14 protein-coding genes and 1 pseudogene are annotated in these 16447 nt (G+C 73.0%); all 15 read left to right on the forward strand.

The genetic code is table 11. The annotated features are described in order from the left end of the window. The first annotated feature begins 5 nt into the window (after positions 1–5). Entirely contained in the window at positions 6–431 is a 426-nt protein-coding gene (locus tag ICN82_RS09140) for a phage tail protein (RefSeq protein ID WP_193181896.1), read from the forward strand. Between the two features lie 43 nt (positions 432–474). Beyond that, a complete protein-coding gene (locus tag ICN82_RS09145; protein WP_193181898.1) occupies positions 475–2682 on the forward strand; it encodes a phage tail sheath C-terminal domain-containing protein in 2208 nt (735 codons plus the stop codon). After that, positions 2679–3194, forward strand: a complete 516-nt coding sequence (locus tag ICN82_RS09150; protein WP_193181900.1) for a phage tail protein — start codon at positions 2679–2681, stop codon at positions 3192–3194. The genes ICN82_RS09145 and ICN82_RS09150 overlap by 4 nt, the downstream gene beginning before the upstream one ends. 1 nt (position 3195) lies before the next feature. Next, positions 3196–3378, forward strand: coding sequence for a hypothetical protein (locus ICN82_RS09155; protein WP_193181902.1), 183 nt, complete (start codon positions 3196–3198; stop codon positions 3376–3378). After that, positions 3379–4077 carry a CIS tube protein gene (locus tag ICN82_RS09160; protein WP_193181904.1) on the forward strand — a complete coding sequence of 233 codons (699 nt, stop codon included), beginning with the start codon at positions 3379–3381 and terminating at the stop codon, positions 4075–4077. After that, a complete protein-coding gene (locus ICN82_RS09165) occupies positions 4074–5264 on the forward strand; it encodes a phage late control D family protein (RefSeq protein ID WP_193181906.1) in 1191 nt (396 codons plus the stop codon). The genes ICN82_RS09160 and ICN82_RS09165 overlap by 4 nt, the downstream gene beginning before the upstream one ends. Next, a complete protein-coding gene (locus tag ICN82_RS09170) occupies positions 5257–5751 on the forward strand; it encodes a phage baseplate assembly protein V (protein WP_193181908.1) in 495 nt (164 codons plus the stop codon). Before ICN82_RS09165 ends, ICN82_RS09170 begins: the two co-directional genes overlap by 8 nt. Further along, the gene (locus ICN82_RS09175; protein ID WP_193181910.1) at positions 5748–6614 is read left to right on the forward strand and encodes a DUF2169 family type VI secretion system accessory protein; all 867 of its coding nucleotides are present in this window, start codon (positions 5748–5750) and stop codon (positions 6612–6614) included. The genes ICN82_RS09170 and ICN82_RS09175 overlap by 4 nt, the downstream gene beginning before the upstream one ends. After that, complete coding sequence (locus tag ICN82_RS09180) at positions 6614–7012, forward strand: PAAR-like domain-containing protein (protein WP_193181912.1); 399 nt, start codon at positions 6614–6616, stop codon at positions 7010–7012. Before ICN82_RS09175 ends, ICN82_RS09180 begins: the two co-directional genes overlap by 1 nt. A gap of 3 nt (positions 7013–7015) precedes the next feature. Beyond that, positions 7016–7411, forward strand: a complete 396-nt coding sequence (locus tag ICN82_RS09185) for a GPW/gp25 family protein (protein WP_193181913.1) — start codon at positions 7016–7018, stop codon at positions 7409–7411. Between the two features lie 11 nt (positions 7412–7422). Continuing rightward, on the forward strand, positions 7423–9825 hold the full coding sequence (locus ICN82_RS09190; protein ID WP_193181914.1) for a putative baseplate assembly protein: 2403 nt from the start codon (positions 7423–7425) through the stop codon (positions 9823–9825). Further along, entirely contained in the window at positions 9818–11818 is a 2001-nt protein-coding gene (locus ICN82_RS09195) for a phage tail protein (protein WP_193181915.1), read from the forward strand. Before ICN82_RS09190 ends, ICN82_RS09195 begins: the two co-directional genes overlap by 8 nt. After that, a complete protein-coding gene (locus ICN82_RS09200) occupies positions 11812–14637 on the forward strand; it encodes a collagen-like protein (protein WP_193181916.1) in 2826 nt (941 codons plus the stop codon). Before ICN82_RS09195 ends, ICN82_RS09200 begins: the two co-directional genes overlap by 7 nt. Before the next feature lie 10 nt (positions 14638–14647). Further along, positions 14648–15736 carry a hypothetical protein gene (locus tag ICN82_RS21500; protein ID WP_269142386.1) on the forward strand — a complete coding sequence of 363 codons (1089 nt, stop codon included), beginning with the start codon at positions 14648–14650 and terminating at the stop codon, positions 15734–15736. Positions 15737–15739: 3 nt separating this feature from the next. Next, positions 15740–16447: pseudogene (locus ICN82_RS09210) on the forward strand (hypothetical protein); the annotation flags it as partial.

The following is a 16447-nucleotide window of genomic DNA, read 5'->3' on the forward strand; positions in this document are numbered from 1 at the left end:
ATCCCATGCGCAACGATCCCTATGCCCAGTACAATTTCCTGCTGGAAATCGACGGGCTTACCTCCGCGGGCTTCACCGAGGTCGGCGGCATCACGATGGAAAGCGAGATCATCGAGTATCGCGAAGGCTCGGAGGTGGCGCGCGCCCGCAAGCTGCCGGGCATGATGAAATACGGCAACATCACGCTCAAGCGCGGGCTGACGCAGAACCGCGAGCTGTGGGAATGGCGCAAGACGACGCTGCGCGGCATGACCGAGCGCAAGGCGGGGGCGATCATCCTGCTGGACGAGGCCCGCGCGCCGCAGCTGCGCTGGGAGTTCCGCGAGGGCTGGATCTCGAAATACGAGGGTCCCGCCCTGAATGCGACGGCGAACGAGGCGGCGATCGAGTCGCTGGAGATTGTCGTCGAGGAAGTCGAGCTGGTGGATTGACCATGTGCCTGTCCCGCCCGCTCCCCTGTCCGCAGACGCGTCCATGACCGGCCTTCTGACACCGGGGCTCTACCGCCAGCCGGTGGAGCCGGTGCGCCCGGTGGGGGCACTTGCGCGCGGCGATGTCGCGCTGCTGATCGGCTATGCCCGGCGCGGTCCGGCCGGGCGGCCCGTGCGCATCCACTCCGCGCGGCAATTCGAGGAGATCTTCGGCCCGCCCCCCGAACACGGGTTCCTGTGGCATGCGGTCAAGGGGTTCTTCGAAACCGGGGGGGCGGCGGCCTATGTGATCCGGATCGCGCCCCGGGCGGCCCGGGCCGCCCGCGTGCTCCTGGCGGATCGCCCGCTGAGCTGGGAGGCGCGCGCGGCCTTTCCCTGGGGGCTGATCGATCCGGCGCGGCTGACGCGGGCGGACCGGGCGGAGGCGGCCGTCTGGGTGGGGCTGCATGCCGAACAGATCCGCCGCGAGGGACCGTTCAGCCCCGATCCCGGCCAGTGGGGCAATGCGCTGTCGCTGCGGGTGACGCGCACGGCGCGGGTGCGCACCCAGACCCATCCGGGGCTGCGGGATGAGGGCGTGTCGCTGGCCCTCGCCTCGCTGGCGGGGGTGGAGCCCGCCTCGGTGCTGGAATTCAGCCAGCAGGGCGAGGGCGGCAGCCGCATCGCCCGGGCGCAGCCGGTGGGCATCGACGCGGCGCAGGGCACGATCCGCTTGGCTGCGCCGCTGGCCGGTTTCGATCCCGCCCGCGCGATCCGCGTCGCCAGCGTGGAGTTCGACCTGGAGATCCGCCGCGACGGGCAGCTGGAGGAACGGCTTGCGGCGCGGGCGCCGGACCCGGCGCATTCCGCGTCGATCACCGGCGCGGTGGCGCGGTCGCTGTGCCTGGCGCCGTCGCTGCGGGATGCCGACGGCACGCCGCTGCCCCCGGCGGCCGCGGCCCTGGCCCTCGCGGCGGTGGACTGGAGCGATCCGGACTCCTGGCCCGCAGAGGGCGAGGCCGCTCTGGCGGGCGGGACCGACGGGCTGTCCGAAATCGGGGCGGCGGATTTCCTGGAGGTGCTCGGCCAGGCGGCCCGCATCGGCGATGCCGCGATGATCGCCGCGCCCGATCTGGTCCTGCCCGGGGCCATGCCTGCCGCCTTCGATCCTGCGCCGGATCCCGGCGCCGACTGCGCCGACCTCGACCCGCGGCCCGCAGGCCAGGTGCATGGCCGCGTCACCGGGACGACCGAGGCGGGCGAGATGGTGGCGCTCGCGGGGGTGGCGGTGGATGCCTCCGGCCCCGGCGGACAGACCGTGACCGATGCCGCGGGCGTCTTCCGCCTGCAGGGGCTGCCGCTTGCCTTCGTCACGCTGCGCCTTTCCCTGGCGGGCTACGAGCCGCTGGAATACCGGCTGCAGCCCACGGCCTATGCCGGGTCCGAACCGGCCGAGATCGTGATGACGCGCATCCCCCTGCCGCGCGCACTGAGCGCGCAGGAGGTGCTCCGCGTGCAGCGGCAGATGGCGGATCCGGCCGTGACGGGGCCCTACAAGATCGCCGTCCTGGATGCGCCCTCCGCCGGGTGCCTGCCCGACCGGATCCTGACCTGGCGCACGCAGCTGGGCGACCTGCCCCGCGCGGGGCTCTTCGCGCCCTGGCTGGACGTGGCGGCCCCGGACGGGGTGATCGCCGTACCGCCCTCGGGCCATGTCTGCGGCGCCTTCGCCGCGGCCGAGCGCGGCGGGGGCATCCAGCGTTCCGGCGCCAATCTGCGGCTGCGCCATGCCGAGGGCGCGACCTTGGCGATCGGCGATGCCGAGCAGGCCGGGCTGAACCCCGCGGGGGTCAACGCGATCCGGGCCTTTCCCGGCCGGGGATTGCGCATCCACGGCACGCGCAGCCTGGGCGCCGATCCCGCCGCGCGGTTCCTGACCACGCGGCGCATCCTCGACGCGGTGGAGAAATCCCTGGAACGCGCGCTGGGATGGATCGTGTTCGAACCCAACAGCCTTCTGACCCGCGCCGCGGCAAAGCAGTCGGCCAGCCGCTTCCTGGACCGGCTGTGGCGGGCGGGCGTGCTGGCGGGCGCGGCGGCCGATGCCGCGTATCGCGTGAAATGCGACCAGGAGAACAATCCCGCAGGAGGCCGCGCCGCCGGCCAGCTAGTGATCGACATCGCGATCGCCCCGGCGGAACCCTACGAATTCGTCCTCTTCCGCCTCGGCGCGGCGATGGAGGCGGTCAAGGTCACGGAGTCCCCGTCATGATCGATACCGGGCCGCTGCCGGCCTTCAATTTCTACGTCTCGCTGATCGAGGACCCGGACGGTCCCGCGGCCATCGCCTCGGTGGCCATGGACCTGGTGATGGGCGGCTTCAGCGAATGCACGGGGCTGGAAAGCGAGATCCAGATCGAGGAGTACCGCGCCGGCGGCCAGAATGACCGGGTCTACAAGTTTCCGACCCGCGCCTCGTTTTCCAACATCACGCTCAGCCGGGGCACGGGCTTCGGCGAGGATCTGTACCTGTGGCACGAAAGCTTCCTCAAGGGCGAGGGCAAGCGCCAGAACGGGCTGATCTTCCTGGCCAACGAGATGCGCGTGCCGATCAAGATCTGGAGCTTCGAGAACGGCATCCCGGTGAAATGGTCGGGCCCCGCGCTGAATGCCGGATCGTCTGCCGTGGCGATCGAGAAGCTGGAGATCGCGCATGAGAAACTGACGCTGGTGGCCAGCCCGGGCAAGGTGCTGGGCGCGCTCACCTCGATGGCGGGGATCTGAGATGGACGTGCAGATCGGCGAAATCGTCTCGACCGTCACCGTGGTGGAACCGCAGCTCCTGCGCGATCCGCGCTTCATCCGCCAGGTCGCGACGCTGGTGAAGGAGGAACTCGCCCGCGAGGAGCTGGAGCAGCGGCGCCGCCAGGCCGACCGGCAGGCGGCCGGGGCGGGGGAGGGGCGCTAGATGGCCGTGCAGCTCAGTTTCCAGCGGATCGACCTGCAGGGGGAACGGATCGGCGCCCCGATGCTGATCGACTATGCGCCCGCCGAGCTGAGCTTTGCCAAGGCCGCGCAATATGCCGAGATCGCCATTCCCGGGCTGGAACAGCCGCTGCTGCAATTCATCCGCGGCGATGCCGAGACCCTGTCGATGGAGCTGTTCTTCGATTCCACCGCCGCGGGCACCGGCGCCGATGCCGAGGCGGTGACCGACCGGGTGGAGGCCTTCCACCGGCTGGTGACGATCTCGGGGCCGCTGCACACCCCGCCGCTGGTCGAGGTCGCCTGGGGCCAGGATTTCCCCGGCACGGCCTTCGGCGCCACCGAACGGCCCTCGCAGAGCTTCCGGGCGGTGGTTCTTTCGGTGAATCGCCGCTTCACCCTGTTCAACCCCGATGGCCGGCCGCTGCGCGCCGTCGTCTCGCTGAGCCTCAAGCAATACGTGACCATCGCCGACCAGGCCCGCGAGGTGAACCTGCAAAGCGCCGATCACACGCGCATCCATGTCGTCGCCGAAGGAGAGACGCTGCCGCTGATCGCCCATGATGCCTATGCCGATGCCCGGGCCTGGCGGGTGATCGCCGATCACAACCGCCTGGCCGATCCGCGCGGCCTGGCGCCGGGGACGGTGCTGGAACTGCCGCCGCTGGTGACGCAGCGATGAACGCGGAAACCTTCACCGGCGATCTGAAATTCATGACGCCCGCCTTCCAGATCGTGCTGAACGGGCAGCGCACCGATCCCCTGGTGCTGCGCGACGTGCTGGAGGTGTCCTTCACCTCCGACCTGGAGAATGTCGACAGTTTCGAATTCGTGCTGAACGACTGGGACCCGGTGGCGCGGCTGCCGAAATATTCCTCGCCCTGGGGACCGACGGGGGCGCCGCTGCAACTGGCGCCGGGCGGGCCGGACGTGCCCAATTTCGAGCCGGGCGCGGAGGTGGAGCTTCACCTGGGCTATCTGGAGCAGGGCGCGCTGCCGCTGATCATGGTGGGCGAGGTCGTGTCGCTGGCGCCGGGCTTCCCCGCCTCCGGCGCGCCCACCTGCCGGGTGCGGGCGCTGAACCGGTTCTTCCGCGGGATGCAGAAGGTCTATGTGACCGGCAATTACGACGGCACGGACAAGGCGATCATCGAGGCGCTGTGCCGCGATCACGACGTGCCCCTCTCCATGGCCGCCCCTGCCGCCGAGGGCGAGCTCCGCGAGAGGGTGGAGGTCGACGGCTACCTTCAGGACGAGATCGCCAAGCGCGCCAAGGGCTACGGGCTGTCGATGGCGACGGCGCCGGGGGAGGACGGGCGCGACATGCTGATCCTCTTCGATGCGGCACGGGCCCAGGGCGATCCGGTGGCCGAATTCCTCTGGGGGCGCACGCTGGTCAGCTTCTCGCCCGCGCTTTCGGCGGCGGCGCAATATTCCGCGGTCGAGGCCCGCGCCCAGGATCCGCGCCAGTCCGGCGATGCGCAGAACGTGGCCGTCACCCGCCGCTGGTCCGATATCGGCCTGGCCGCCGATGCGCTGGGACCGGCGGGGCAGGCCGACCTGTCCACCGCCGTCGGCGGCATGGTCAAGGTCATCAAGCCCGCGGATGCCCGGACCGAGGAGGATGCCGCCAAGGCGGCCGAGACGGCGCTGCGCGAGATGGCGCAGACGCTGATCACCGGCTCGGGCACCTCCGTGGGCCTGCCGGGACTGCGGGCGGGCATGCGGGTGACGATGGGCGGGATGGGGGCGCGGTTCGACGGAACCTGGCAGGTGACGCAGGCGACCCATGCGCTTGGCGGGGCGGGCTACACGACCAGTTTCCAGGCGCGCAAGGAAGTTCTGGAGGGAGGGGCGGGCCTTGGCTGAGGCGGGACTGGTTCTTGGACGGGTGGTCGATCTGGAGGATCCCGAGGCGCGGCTCAGGGTGCGGGTGCAGCGGCTCGACCGGCCCGCCGGGGTGGAAAGCGACTGGATGGAGATCCTGCGCCCCATGGCCGGCGAGGAGGCGGGCATCGTGGCCATGCCCGAACTGGAGGACCTGGCGGTGATCGGCCATGTCGGAACGCGGCCGGTGGTGCTGGGCTTTCTCCATTCTGGCGGCCAGACGCCGCCCGCCGCCGATGTGAAGGAACGCGTCATCCGCACGCCCAATGGCCACCGCATCCTGCTGGCCGATACCGATGCGGACGGCATCACCATCGCCGATGCCCATGGCAACGAGATCGTGCTGAATGCCGACGGGATCACCATCACCTCTGCCTCCGGCCTGACGATCGCGGCGCAGGGCAATATCGAGATCGAGGCGGCGGGCACGACCACGATCAAGGGCGCCACGGTGGAGCTGAACCCGTGAGGGTGGAGCTGCCCTCCGGCCGCCCCTTCGGCGCGGCGCTGGCCATGGGGACGGGCCTGCGCGGCGGGGCCGAGGCGATGCTGGCCGCGGTGGTGGTCAAGGCCGCCTATGACCTGGTGCCCGACGGGACCGGGCCGCGGCGGATGCAGCCCGCCGCCGATCCCCAGCGCAGCGCGCCGCGCCTGACCGGGGCCTCGGGCTCCTACCAACACGACGGGGACACCCGCATCGACCTGATCGCGGCGCCGGATATCGCGATCGAGAAGGCGCGCACCGACATCCTGGTGGAGGGCTTCCCCTCTCCGGCCCCGGCGCTGCCCTGCGAGGCATCGGTGACGGTGGACGGCCAGATCTGGCTGCGGCGCGGGCTGGGGGCGACGCGCGGGCCGGATCTGGCGCGCAACCTCTTCGGCCGCCTGCCGCCGGGGGAGGGGCATCGCGACATCACCGTGCCCGCCGATTTCGTCCCGGCGCCGGGCGACCTGCTGCCCGCGGCGCATTCGCCGCTGTTCGAGAACCTCTATCGCGATGCCGACGGCTTTACCGCCTGGCCCGCGCGGCTGTCGGCGCCGTTGCCGCCCGGCGCGACCGTGGCGGTGCATCTGACGGCGGATGCCTCGGATCCGGGCTATGCGCTGCGGCTGCCGGCCACGCGCCTGGCCGCGCGCTACCGGGTCTGGTGCGGTCACGGGCCGGACCGCCCGCGCCATTGGCGCATCGGCACGATCGGGCCGCTGGCGGCGGATACGCTGATCCTGCGCCCGGCCCTGCACCAGGCCGAGATCCTGTGGCGCGCCGCCTGGCCCTGGGCGGCGGAGCCGCCCGCGCATTACCGCAGCGTCCAGATCCTGGAGGTGACCTGATGGGACAGCCGATCACCGTGACCGACGGCATCTGCATGGCCTTTCCCGACATGCTGAACACGCCCGTGCCCGGCGCGGGCCAGGTGCCCATGCCCTATCCCAACATCGCGCAGCTGTCGCAGGCTTCGGACACGGCCGCCACGGTCAATGCCGGGGGCAAGCCGGTCGTGCTGCAATCCAGCACCATCGCGACCTCCTCGGGCGGCGAGCCGGGCACCGGCGGCGGCGTGGTCGCGGGCGGGGCGCATCTGGGCGAATGCAGCTTTTCCACCGCATCGGCCACGGTCTTCGCCAATGGCCAGCCGGTGGTGCGCCTGGGCGACACGACCAGCCAGAATGACGGCAACGCGACGGGCACGGTGCTGGGCGGGCTGCCCACCGTCCTGGTGGGGGGCTGAGCGATGGCGGACTTCCTCGGCACCGGCTGGCAATTCCCGATCCGGGTCAATGGCCGCGGCGGGCTGGGCTGGGCCTCGGGGGCCGAGGCCGTCGCCCAGGCGATCTGGATCATCCTCGCCACGCCGCGGCGGTCGCGCATCATGGAGCCGGATTTCGGCTGCGGCATCCATGACTTCGTCTTCGCCCCCAACAATGCCGCCACCCGCGCGGGGATCGAGACCGAGGTGCGCCGCGCCCTGATCCGCTGGGAGCCGCGCATCGACGTGCTTTCGGTCCGCGCGACCGAGCATCGCGACGCGCCGAACACGCTGCTGGTCGAGGTCAGCTATCGCATCCGCGCCAACAATGCGGCGCATAACATCGTCTACCCCTTCTACATCAACGAAGGCGCGGCCTGAGGAGCGGACCCATGACCCTGACCCCACCGAACCTGGACAGCCGCAGCTTCGACGACCTGCTGCGCGAGGCCCGCGACCGGATCCCGCGCTACACGCCCGAATGGACCAATTTCAACGACAGCGATCCGGGCATGACCCTGGTCAAGCTGCATGCCTGGATGACGGAGACCATCCTGTGGGAGCTGAACCGCGTTCCCGAGCTGAACTATGTCAAGTTCCTGGAACTGGTCGGCATCGACCGCGCCCCGGCGCGGCCCGCCCGCACCCGGCTGCGGGCGGGGCTCGACAAGCTGGGCGGGCCGGGCGATCCGCTGGTGGTCGACGTGCCGCTGGGGGCGCGGGTGGCGGTGGAGGATCCCGACCTGGCGACGGAGCTGGTCTTCGAGACCGATGCCTCGCTGCGGGCGCTCAATGCCGCGATCGCCGCCGTGATCGTGCCCGCCGCAGATCCGCAGGGCGTCGCGCGCGAACTGGTCACCGCCTGGCAGGACGGGCCGACCTGGCTGCATCATTTCGATCCGCTCGGGCCGGGCAGCCCGGGGGCGGCGCTGTATCTGGGGCTGCTGCTGCGGCCGGAGGCGAAACCGCCCATGGCGCAATATTCCGAGGACCGCATGCCCGCGGGCACGCTGGTTCTCTATGCCGACACGATCGAGGTCCTGGATGCGGCGGCGGGGCAGGGGGGCGGCATCGTCGAGGGACCGGCGGCGATCCGCTGCGCGGACCCCGCCGCGGCGGCCGCGGCCACGGCGCGGCTGGAATGGCAGGCCTATACTGGCGATCTCTCTGCGGCGGGCCTGTTCGCCGATGACAGCGATGCGGGCTGGAGCGACCTGGGCGTCTCGGGCGACGGAACCGCCGGGCTGACCCGGGCCGGGGCGCTGGCGCTGGAGCTGCCCGCGGGAATGACGGCGCTGTCGCCGCTGCGGCTGTCGCGGGAGTTCTGGGCGGGCTTCGGTGCGCCCAAGCCGCCCCGCAGCCAGGCCGAGCTGGTCGCCGCGCTGCAGGATGCCGGCGGGCAGGAGCTGCTGGCCGGGCTGGCCGATCACTGGCAGGCGATGGGGATCGAGGACCCCGACGACCTGGCCGCCTTCGCCGCCTGCGGCGAGAGCGTCGCGCAGACCGTGGCCAAGCTGGCCGAGCCGGGCGTGTCCGTCGATCCCGCGCGGCTGGGCCTGTCGGATTGGGAGAAGATCGACCCGGATCTGGTCCAGGCCCTGCCCCGCGCGGAAGACGGCTATCGCGACCTGTGCTGGATCCGGGCCCGGCTGCGCTCTGCCGTTCCCGATGGCGAGACCGGGCCGCAGGGCCTGCGCGCGCTGCATCTGAACACCGTCGCCGCCACGCAGGCGGTCACCCGGCTGGAGGAGGTTCTGGGCCGCTCCGATGGCCGGCCCGCGCAGGGTTTCGCGCTGTCGCAGCTGCCGGTGCTGATCGATCCCGACACGTTGCTGCCCGATCTGCGGCTGAGCGTGGCGGGCGAGACCTGGACGCGGGTCGCGGATTTCTACCGGTCGGGCCCCTCCGACGGGCATTACCTCCTGGACCCGGCCAGCGGCCGGATCACCTTCGGCGACGGGCGGCGCGGGCGCATCCCGGTGGCGGGCGCCCAGATCGTCGCCGAGCGCTACCGCCATGGCGGCGGCAGGGCGGGCAATGTGCCCGAAGGCACCGTCACCCGGATCAAGGGGCGGATCCGCGGCGTGAAGAGCATGACCAATTTCCGCCCTGCCACCGGCGGCAGCGATGCCGAGACGATGGAGGAGGTGCTGCTGCGGGCGCCCTCCACCCTGCGCAGCCGCGACCGGGCGGTCACGGCGCAGGATTTCCGAGACCTGGCGCTGCAGACCCCGGGCGTGCCGCTGCATTCGGCCACCGCGCTGGCGCGCACCGCCGCGGTGGCGCAGCCCGATGGCAGCCATGCGCTGAGCGAGCGGGACGGGGCGGTGACGCTGATCGTGCTGCCCGCGCGCGACGAGCCCCGCCCGCAGCCCAGCCGGGCCGAGCTGCGCGGCATCTGCGCCTGGCTGGAGCCGCGGCGCCTGGTCACGACCGAATTGCACGTGATCGGCCCGGCCTATACCCGCGTCACGCGGTTCGAGGCGCGGGTCACGGTCTCCGCTGCGCATGATCTCGCCACGGTGCAGGCGGCGCTCTACGATGCGATCCTGACCTTCCTGCACCCCGTCCGGGGCGGGCGGGACGGGACCGGCTGGCCCTTCGGGGCGGATATCTACTACGGCGATCTCTATGACCTGATGCTGGGCGTGCCGGGGCTGCGGCGGGTCTCGGGCCTGGCCGTCGATACCGAGGCGGGGGCGGGCGACGCGGCGGCGGATATCGCGGCCATCCCCGAAGGGACGCTGCCGCTGCTGCTGCGCGACGTCCTGCGGCTGACGGTGTCCCATGGCTGAGCCGCGCCCCACCGTCCCGGCCTTCCTGCGGCTCGACCCGGTCTCGGGCTGGCGCCTCGCCCCCGGGGCGCTGCGCCCCGGCGTGCCGGATGCGGCGGGCCCGCTGCGGCTTTCCGCCGGAGGGACGGATCCCGTGCCCCTGGCAGAGCCCTTCGGCACGTTCGGCGGCCGCACCCTGCCCCGGGGGCTGGCGATCTCGGGCGAGGGGCGGATCTTTCTCGCCGATCCGGGCGCGCGGGTGATCCGCAGCGCGCTGGCCGGGGCGATGGGGCCGGATACCGGCGGGGACTGGCCCTTCGCGCCGCTCTGGCCCGCGCGCGACCTGCCGGCCCCGCCCGATCCCCGTGATCCCGGTCCCGCCGCGCCGCCTGCCGATCCCTACACGCTGGTCGCGCCCGCCGACCTGGCCCTGGCGCCGAATGGCGACCTGGTGGTGGCCGATCCCGGGGCGGGGCGCGTGCTGGTCATGGCCTGGCCCTCGGGACAGCTGCGCCACGTGATCGCGGTCGCCGCGCTGGCCGTCGCCTTCGATGCCGCGGGCCGTGCCTATCTGGCCGATGGCGTCACGGTGCATCGCTTCGACCGGTTCTGGCGGCGCGACCCGGGCTTTCCGCACCGGATGGCAGGCTTCGCCCGCCCCTGGGCGCTTGCGGCGCCCTGCGGCTGCGCCGGGCACCGCGATTGCGCATGCGAATGCGGCACCGCCGCGGGGCCTGCCGCCGTGATGCATGTCCTCGATGACCGGCAGCTGGTATCGCTGGGCGAAACCGGCCGCGTGCTCAAGGCGGATCCGCTTTCGGTCGCGACGGCTCCGCTGCGGCGGCAGGGGGACATGCTGTCCTGGGACGACCCCGCCCGGCCGGGCCAGGAGCCGCTGCGGCTGCCGGGGCTGCGCCTGACCGGGGATGGCCGCCACGAGGGCACCGGCCTGCCGCTGATGGCCGTGGCGCGGCGCGTCGCCCTTCCCCGCCGGGGCCGGATCCTCACCAGCGCGCTGGATGGCGGCCGGCCGGGCTTTGCCTGGGACCGGCTGGGCCTGGAGGCAAGCCTGCCGGAGCGCACCCGCCTGGTGGTCGAGACCCTCACCTCCGACAGCGAGATCGAGACCGACCGGCTCGACAGCTTGCCCGAGGGTGCCTGGTCCGTGCCTATCGGCCTGGCGCCCGGCGATCTGCCCGAGCTTCTGGTGCAGTCGCCGCCCGGGCGCTACCTGTGGCTGCGCATCGGGATGTTCGGCGATGGCCGCGCCAGCCCCGAGATCGCCGCGATCGAGCTGTTCGGCCCGCGCCGCTCGGGCCTGTCGCGCCTGCCCGCGCCGTTCCACCAGGATCCCGAAAGCGCGCATTTTCTCGACCGTTTCCTGGGCTATTTCGACACGGTCCTGGCCGAGCTGGGCCACCTGCACCGCGAGATGGCCGCCCATCTGGATCCGATTGCGGTGCCCGCGGGCTTCCTCGACTGGCTGGGCAGCTGGTTCGACCAGGAGTTCGCCGCCCATCTGCCGGAACCGGTCCGGCGCGAGATGATCGCCGGGGCGATGGCGCATTTCCGCCGCCGCGGCACGGTCGCGGGCCTGCGCGAGATCCTGCAATGGCATCTGGGGCTCGACGAGCCGATGCCGCAGGTGATCGAGCATTTCCGCCTGCCCGCCGGGCCGGTGCCGATCGGCGGCACCGCGCTGGAGCCGGTGCCCCCGGCCCATGCCGTCACCATCGTGCTGCCTGCCCATGCCGTCGCGGATCCCGCCGCGCTGGCGCGGGTCGAACGGCTGGTCGCGGCCTCGGTCCCGGCCCATGTGCGCGCCGCGCTGCGCCCGGTGGGTCCGGGCGTGACCGTGGCGCGGCAATCGACGATCGGCGTCGATACCCTGATCGGACCGCCTGCCGCGCCGGGACTTGGCGCGGCAGGCGAGAGCTTCATCACAGCGGGCCCGGCTGGCCCGGACATGACGACGGGCGCAGCTGCGGTCCCGAGGAGGTGCCAATCATGCTAGACGAGACCCTGAAATCCTGCCTGCCCTGCGGGCTGCATGCGCCGTCGCGCAATTACTATTTCGACGGCAAGCTGCTGGTGGCGCGCGACTTCACCGACGAACAGGACTATCATCGCGGGCTGCGCCACCTGCACAACCAGCTGCTGCACGGGACCGGCACGGTCTGCGGGCTGAAGGTGATCCAGCACCCGCAGGAGGGCTGCCGCCGCGAGAACCTCGTGGTGGAGCCGGGCATGGCGCTGGATTGCTGCGGCCAGGAACTGATCCTGCCCGAACGCCGCCGCATCGACGTGGCCGCGATGCTGGCGGCCGATCCCGACCTCGCCGAGCTTCTGGACGGCGGGATGCACCTGGTCGTGGGGCTGCGCCGCTGCGATCGCGGGGCGGAGCCGCTGCCCCGGCTTCTGCCGGGCTGCGGCGCGGGGGAGGCCACGGAATACGGCCGGGTGACAGAGGATGTGGAGCTGGTGCTGTTCGCCGCCGATCCCGCCGGGGCCGCCGCCGCCGCGATCCCGCGCACCCCGCGGCTGGACTGGGTCCATACCATGACCTTCGGCGCGCAGACTCCCGGGGCGCTGCATGTCAACGAGGTGGAGCGGCGGCTGCAGGTGGCGGTCGATGCCGCCGGCGGGGCGGCGCATGGCTATGTCTTCGTCGCCGATACCGAGGCCGCCGCCCAGACCCATGACCTGGCGGCGCTGCTGGAGGGCCCGGCCGAGCTGACCGACACCCAGTCCAGCCGCGAGACCGGCCTGGTCTTCTTCGCCGGCCACGGCTGGGACAGCGGCGCGGAGGGCGCCCGGGGCGGCATCGGCATCTGGCGCGCGGGCGCCCTGTCGGCCGCGGCGCATCCGCTGGCGATCCTGCCTTGCGACGGGCGGTATCTGCGGCTGGCCGTCTCGCCGGTCTCCGGCGCGCTCTTCGTGCTGGAAACCGATGGCGGCAGCCGCGCGCGGCTGCTGTCCTACGGGGCGGCGGCCCTGTCGGACTGGCTGGTCGAGGGTGGCGTCCCGGCCGCGGCGCCGGATCCCCAGGCCAAGCTGGAGTTCAGCCATGGCTTCGGGACCGCCGGCAGCCCGTTCCGCCGCGGCGCGCAGATGCTCAAGGTTTCCCCCGACGGGCGGTTCCTGGCCATAGCGGGCAGCGTCGGTGCGGCCGCCGAAAGGCTCTACCTGATCGATATCGCGGCGCTGAACGGCGGCTCCGTGACGGAGGCCTCGGCGCGTCCTCCCGAGCTTCCGGAATTCGACGGCAGCGAGAGGCTGATGGCGCTCGACTGGTCGCTGGACGGCCGCTATCTCTACCTGCTGGGCCAGCGCCCGGCGGCGGGGGGGCGGGTGATCCTGCGCCGCCTGGCCCTGACCGGGGACGGCAACCGGCTGGCCCTGGCGGGGCAGGGCGCCTGGATCGAGGGGACCGCGCTGGACCTCGCGGTGGCGCCGACCGAGTCGCGGGCCTATCTGGCCCTGACCGATGCCGCCGGGGCCACGCGGCTGACCCATCTGGACATGGACACGGTCATCGCCCTGTCCTCCGACAGCCCGGCCGAGGTGTCGCTGGCCCCCGACGCGCTGCGGGTCGAGGGGGCGGGGCGGGCGATGCGCCTGGCCGGGAACGGGCGCAGGCTCTACCTGGCGGCCGGCGATGACGGAACCGCCGCGCCCGATCGCGGGCTGGTGGCGGTGATCGACATCGCGGACTCCGACTGCGGTGCGCATTTCCTCGACCCGCTGGAGGCCTGCCCGGCCTGTGCCGAGGACGAGGATCACGTGGTGATCCTGGCGCATCTGCCGCATTACCGGGCCGGCGACGCGCCGCGGATGATGGATGCCGACCAGGCCGCGGAGGGCGATGCCGCGATCGACAACCTGGGCTTCCGCAGCATGGTGCCCTCCGCCGCGACGCTGAAACGGGTGATCGACTGCATCCTGGCCCAGGGCGTTGCCGAGGGCCCGCCCGGCCCGCGCGGCAATCCCGGCGCCGACGGGGCGGCCGGCCTTTCGGTGACGGAGGTCGGCGTGACGATGGGCGCGGCGGGGACGGACCCGGTCGCCGAGACGAACCCTGCCGATGGCGGGCTGCGGCTCGACCTCACCATTCCCGCCGCCGCGGACGGCGCGCCCGGGGCTGACGGGCTGGGGATCGACGCGGCGACGATCGAGTATCGCGCCGACCTGTCCCAGCCCTGGGTCGATATCGTGCAGCAGGGCAGGCAGCGGGTGCTGGACATCGACCTGCCCCGGCCCGCTGCGGGCCCGGCGGAGCGCCCGGTCAACCCTGTCACGGCGCTGAGCTGGTACCATGGAAAGGTCCATCCCGACGGGCCGAATTTCTTCGGCAACCTGTGGGAGACCGGCATCGCGGTCGGGTTCGAGCGGCCGGTGGCCTGGTCGCAATTCGGGGTCGAATCCGATGTCGAGGGCAAGCTGTCGCGTTCCCTGCTGGTGGAATTGCAGCGCGAGATGCCTGCCTCGGGCGGCGCGATGGTCTGGGCGCGGCTGGGATATCTGGCGATCGACCCGATCGACTATGCCGACGACCAGGTCTCGGACGGGCTGCTGTCGGAATGGACGCCGCTGGACCACCAGACCGAGACCTGCCGCGGGTTCATGCTGCGCCAGGCGAATGAAACCGACTGGGAGCTGGTGCAGGGCGAATGGCTGCGGCTGGTCTTCCACACCGATTTCATCGTGGATCTGGACGGGCGGCCGCTCGACGGCACGTTCCTGGGCGGGAAGCTGCCGACCGGCAAGGGCGGCGCCCCGGGCGATACCTTCCGCAGCTGGTTCCGGGTCCCGGCCCGCGACGGCGGAAACTGAGGAGGGCGCGATGGCACAGGATGCAACCGGCCCGCTGGCGCGGGCGCCGAACGGGGTCGCCGGGCCGCTCTATTTCGACCGGCAGGTGGTGCGCGCGGAGGACCTGTCGCTGGGAGACCGGGCGGCGGCGGCCGAGATGGCGCGGATGCGCCGCTTCCTGCACGGATGGGGCGTCGTGGCGGGGTTCGTTCCCCGGCTGGAGGACGGGCTGCTGCGGCTGTCGCCGGGCTACGGGGTCACGCCGATGGGGCACGAGGTCTACCTGCCGCAGGAGCTCGCGGTCGCGGGACTGTCCGAGCGGGTGCGCGCCTGCTGCGGTCCGGGCGGCGGGGGCTGCGCGCTGCCGGATGCCGCGGCGGCGCCGCAAGAGGCGGCCGCCGAGACCCCCGCCTGGCTGGTCGCCCGCCCGGTCAGCGACCCGGCCGATCCGCGCCCCGCCCTGGCGGAGGGATGCGCCCATCCCGGCAACGCGCTGCAATTCGCGCGGCGCTGCGGCGGGGTGGAGATCGACCTGGTCTGCGCCTTGCCCGAAAGCCATGCCGCCTGGCCGGTCTTCCACGCCATGCCCCGCCTGCCGCGGCCGCTGACCCCCTACGAGCTGGCCCTGGCCGCCCGCGAGGCGGATGCGCGGCGCCGGGCGGCGCTTGCCGCCGGGATGACGGCGGCCGAGGCGGAGGCGATCGCGGCCGAGGCGCTGGCCCCCGTCGCCGAGCCGCCGCAGCTGTCGGATCTCGTGGTGGAGATGCCGGCCGAGCTGCCCGCGGCGGAGGATGTGCTGGTCCTGGGGCGGCTCCTGGCGGGGCCGCAGGCGCTGCGGCTGGACAGCGACGGGCGCCGCCCGCTCTGGCCGACGGCGGTGCTGCAGGACTGGGCGCTGCGCGGGACCGGGCCCGGGGTCTATTTCGTCAATGCCCGGGCCCAGCAGGACGGCCGTCACGAGGTGCACCGGCTGGGCTGCCCGGCGACGCTTCCGGCGGCGTCGAACCGGGTCTGGCTGGGGGCCTTCGCCGACCCGGCCCAGGCGATGGCGGCGGCGGCGCAGGTCTATGACCAGGTCGATGGCTGCGCCTATTGCCTGCCCGGCGAGAACGAGGGCTAGGCCGTGGCGGGGCGGCTTTCCATCGGGCGGCTGGCCGCCGAGGCGCGGCTTGTGGGCGGCGGCGACGCAACCGCGCTGGACCGGCGCCTGGGGGCGGCGCTGCGCGACGGGCTGCCCGGGGCGCTGGGGCAGGCGGTGGTCCTGCCCGCGGAGGGCGCGGTGCTGCGCATCCGCCGGCTGCGGCTGGACGTGACGCTGGCGGAAGGGTTCGATCCCGCGGCCCTGGCACATGCGATCGCGGTGCAGCTGGCCGGGGCGCTGCGCGCCGCGATCGCGCAGCCGGGGACGGAGGCGCGGATCTGGCCCGACCCCGCCGCCTACATGGCCGCCTATGCGGAGCACCGCCTGGGGCTGGCAGCGGCCCCGGACTGGGCGTTTCCGGATTTCGCGGCGCTGCGCCACCTGTCGGGGTCCGAGGCGGTGGCGGAGCTGATGGCGGTCCGGCCGGGGCTGTTGCCGGTCCTGGCGGCCCGCGGGGAGGCGGAGGGAGACCCGGCGCGGATGGCCGCGCGCCTGGAAGAGGCGGCGGCATTGCGCCTGGTCCTGGCCTGGGCGGCGCGGACCGACCTGCCCGTGCCGGATGCGGGCCTGTCCGCGGCCGTCGCGCGGGCGGTGACGTCCGCGGCACTGGCGGACCTGCGGACGGACGCGCCGGGCCGGAGCGTGCTGGCGCTGGCGCTGCGCGCGACGGCCGCGACCGGTGCGGAGGCG

This window comes from Mangrovicoccus algicola, assembly GCF_014903745.1.
Taxonomy (GTDB): Bacteria; Pseudomonadota; Alphaproteobacteria; order Rhodobacterales; family Rhodobacteraceae; genus Mangrovicoccus; species Mangrovicoccus algicola.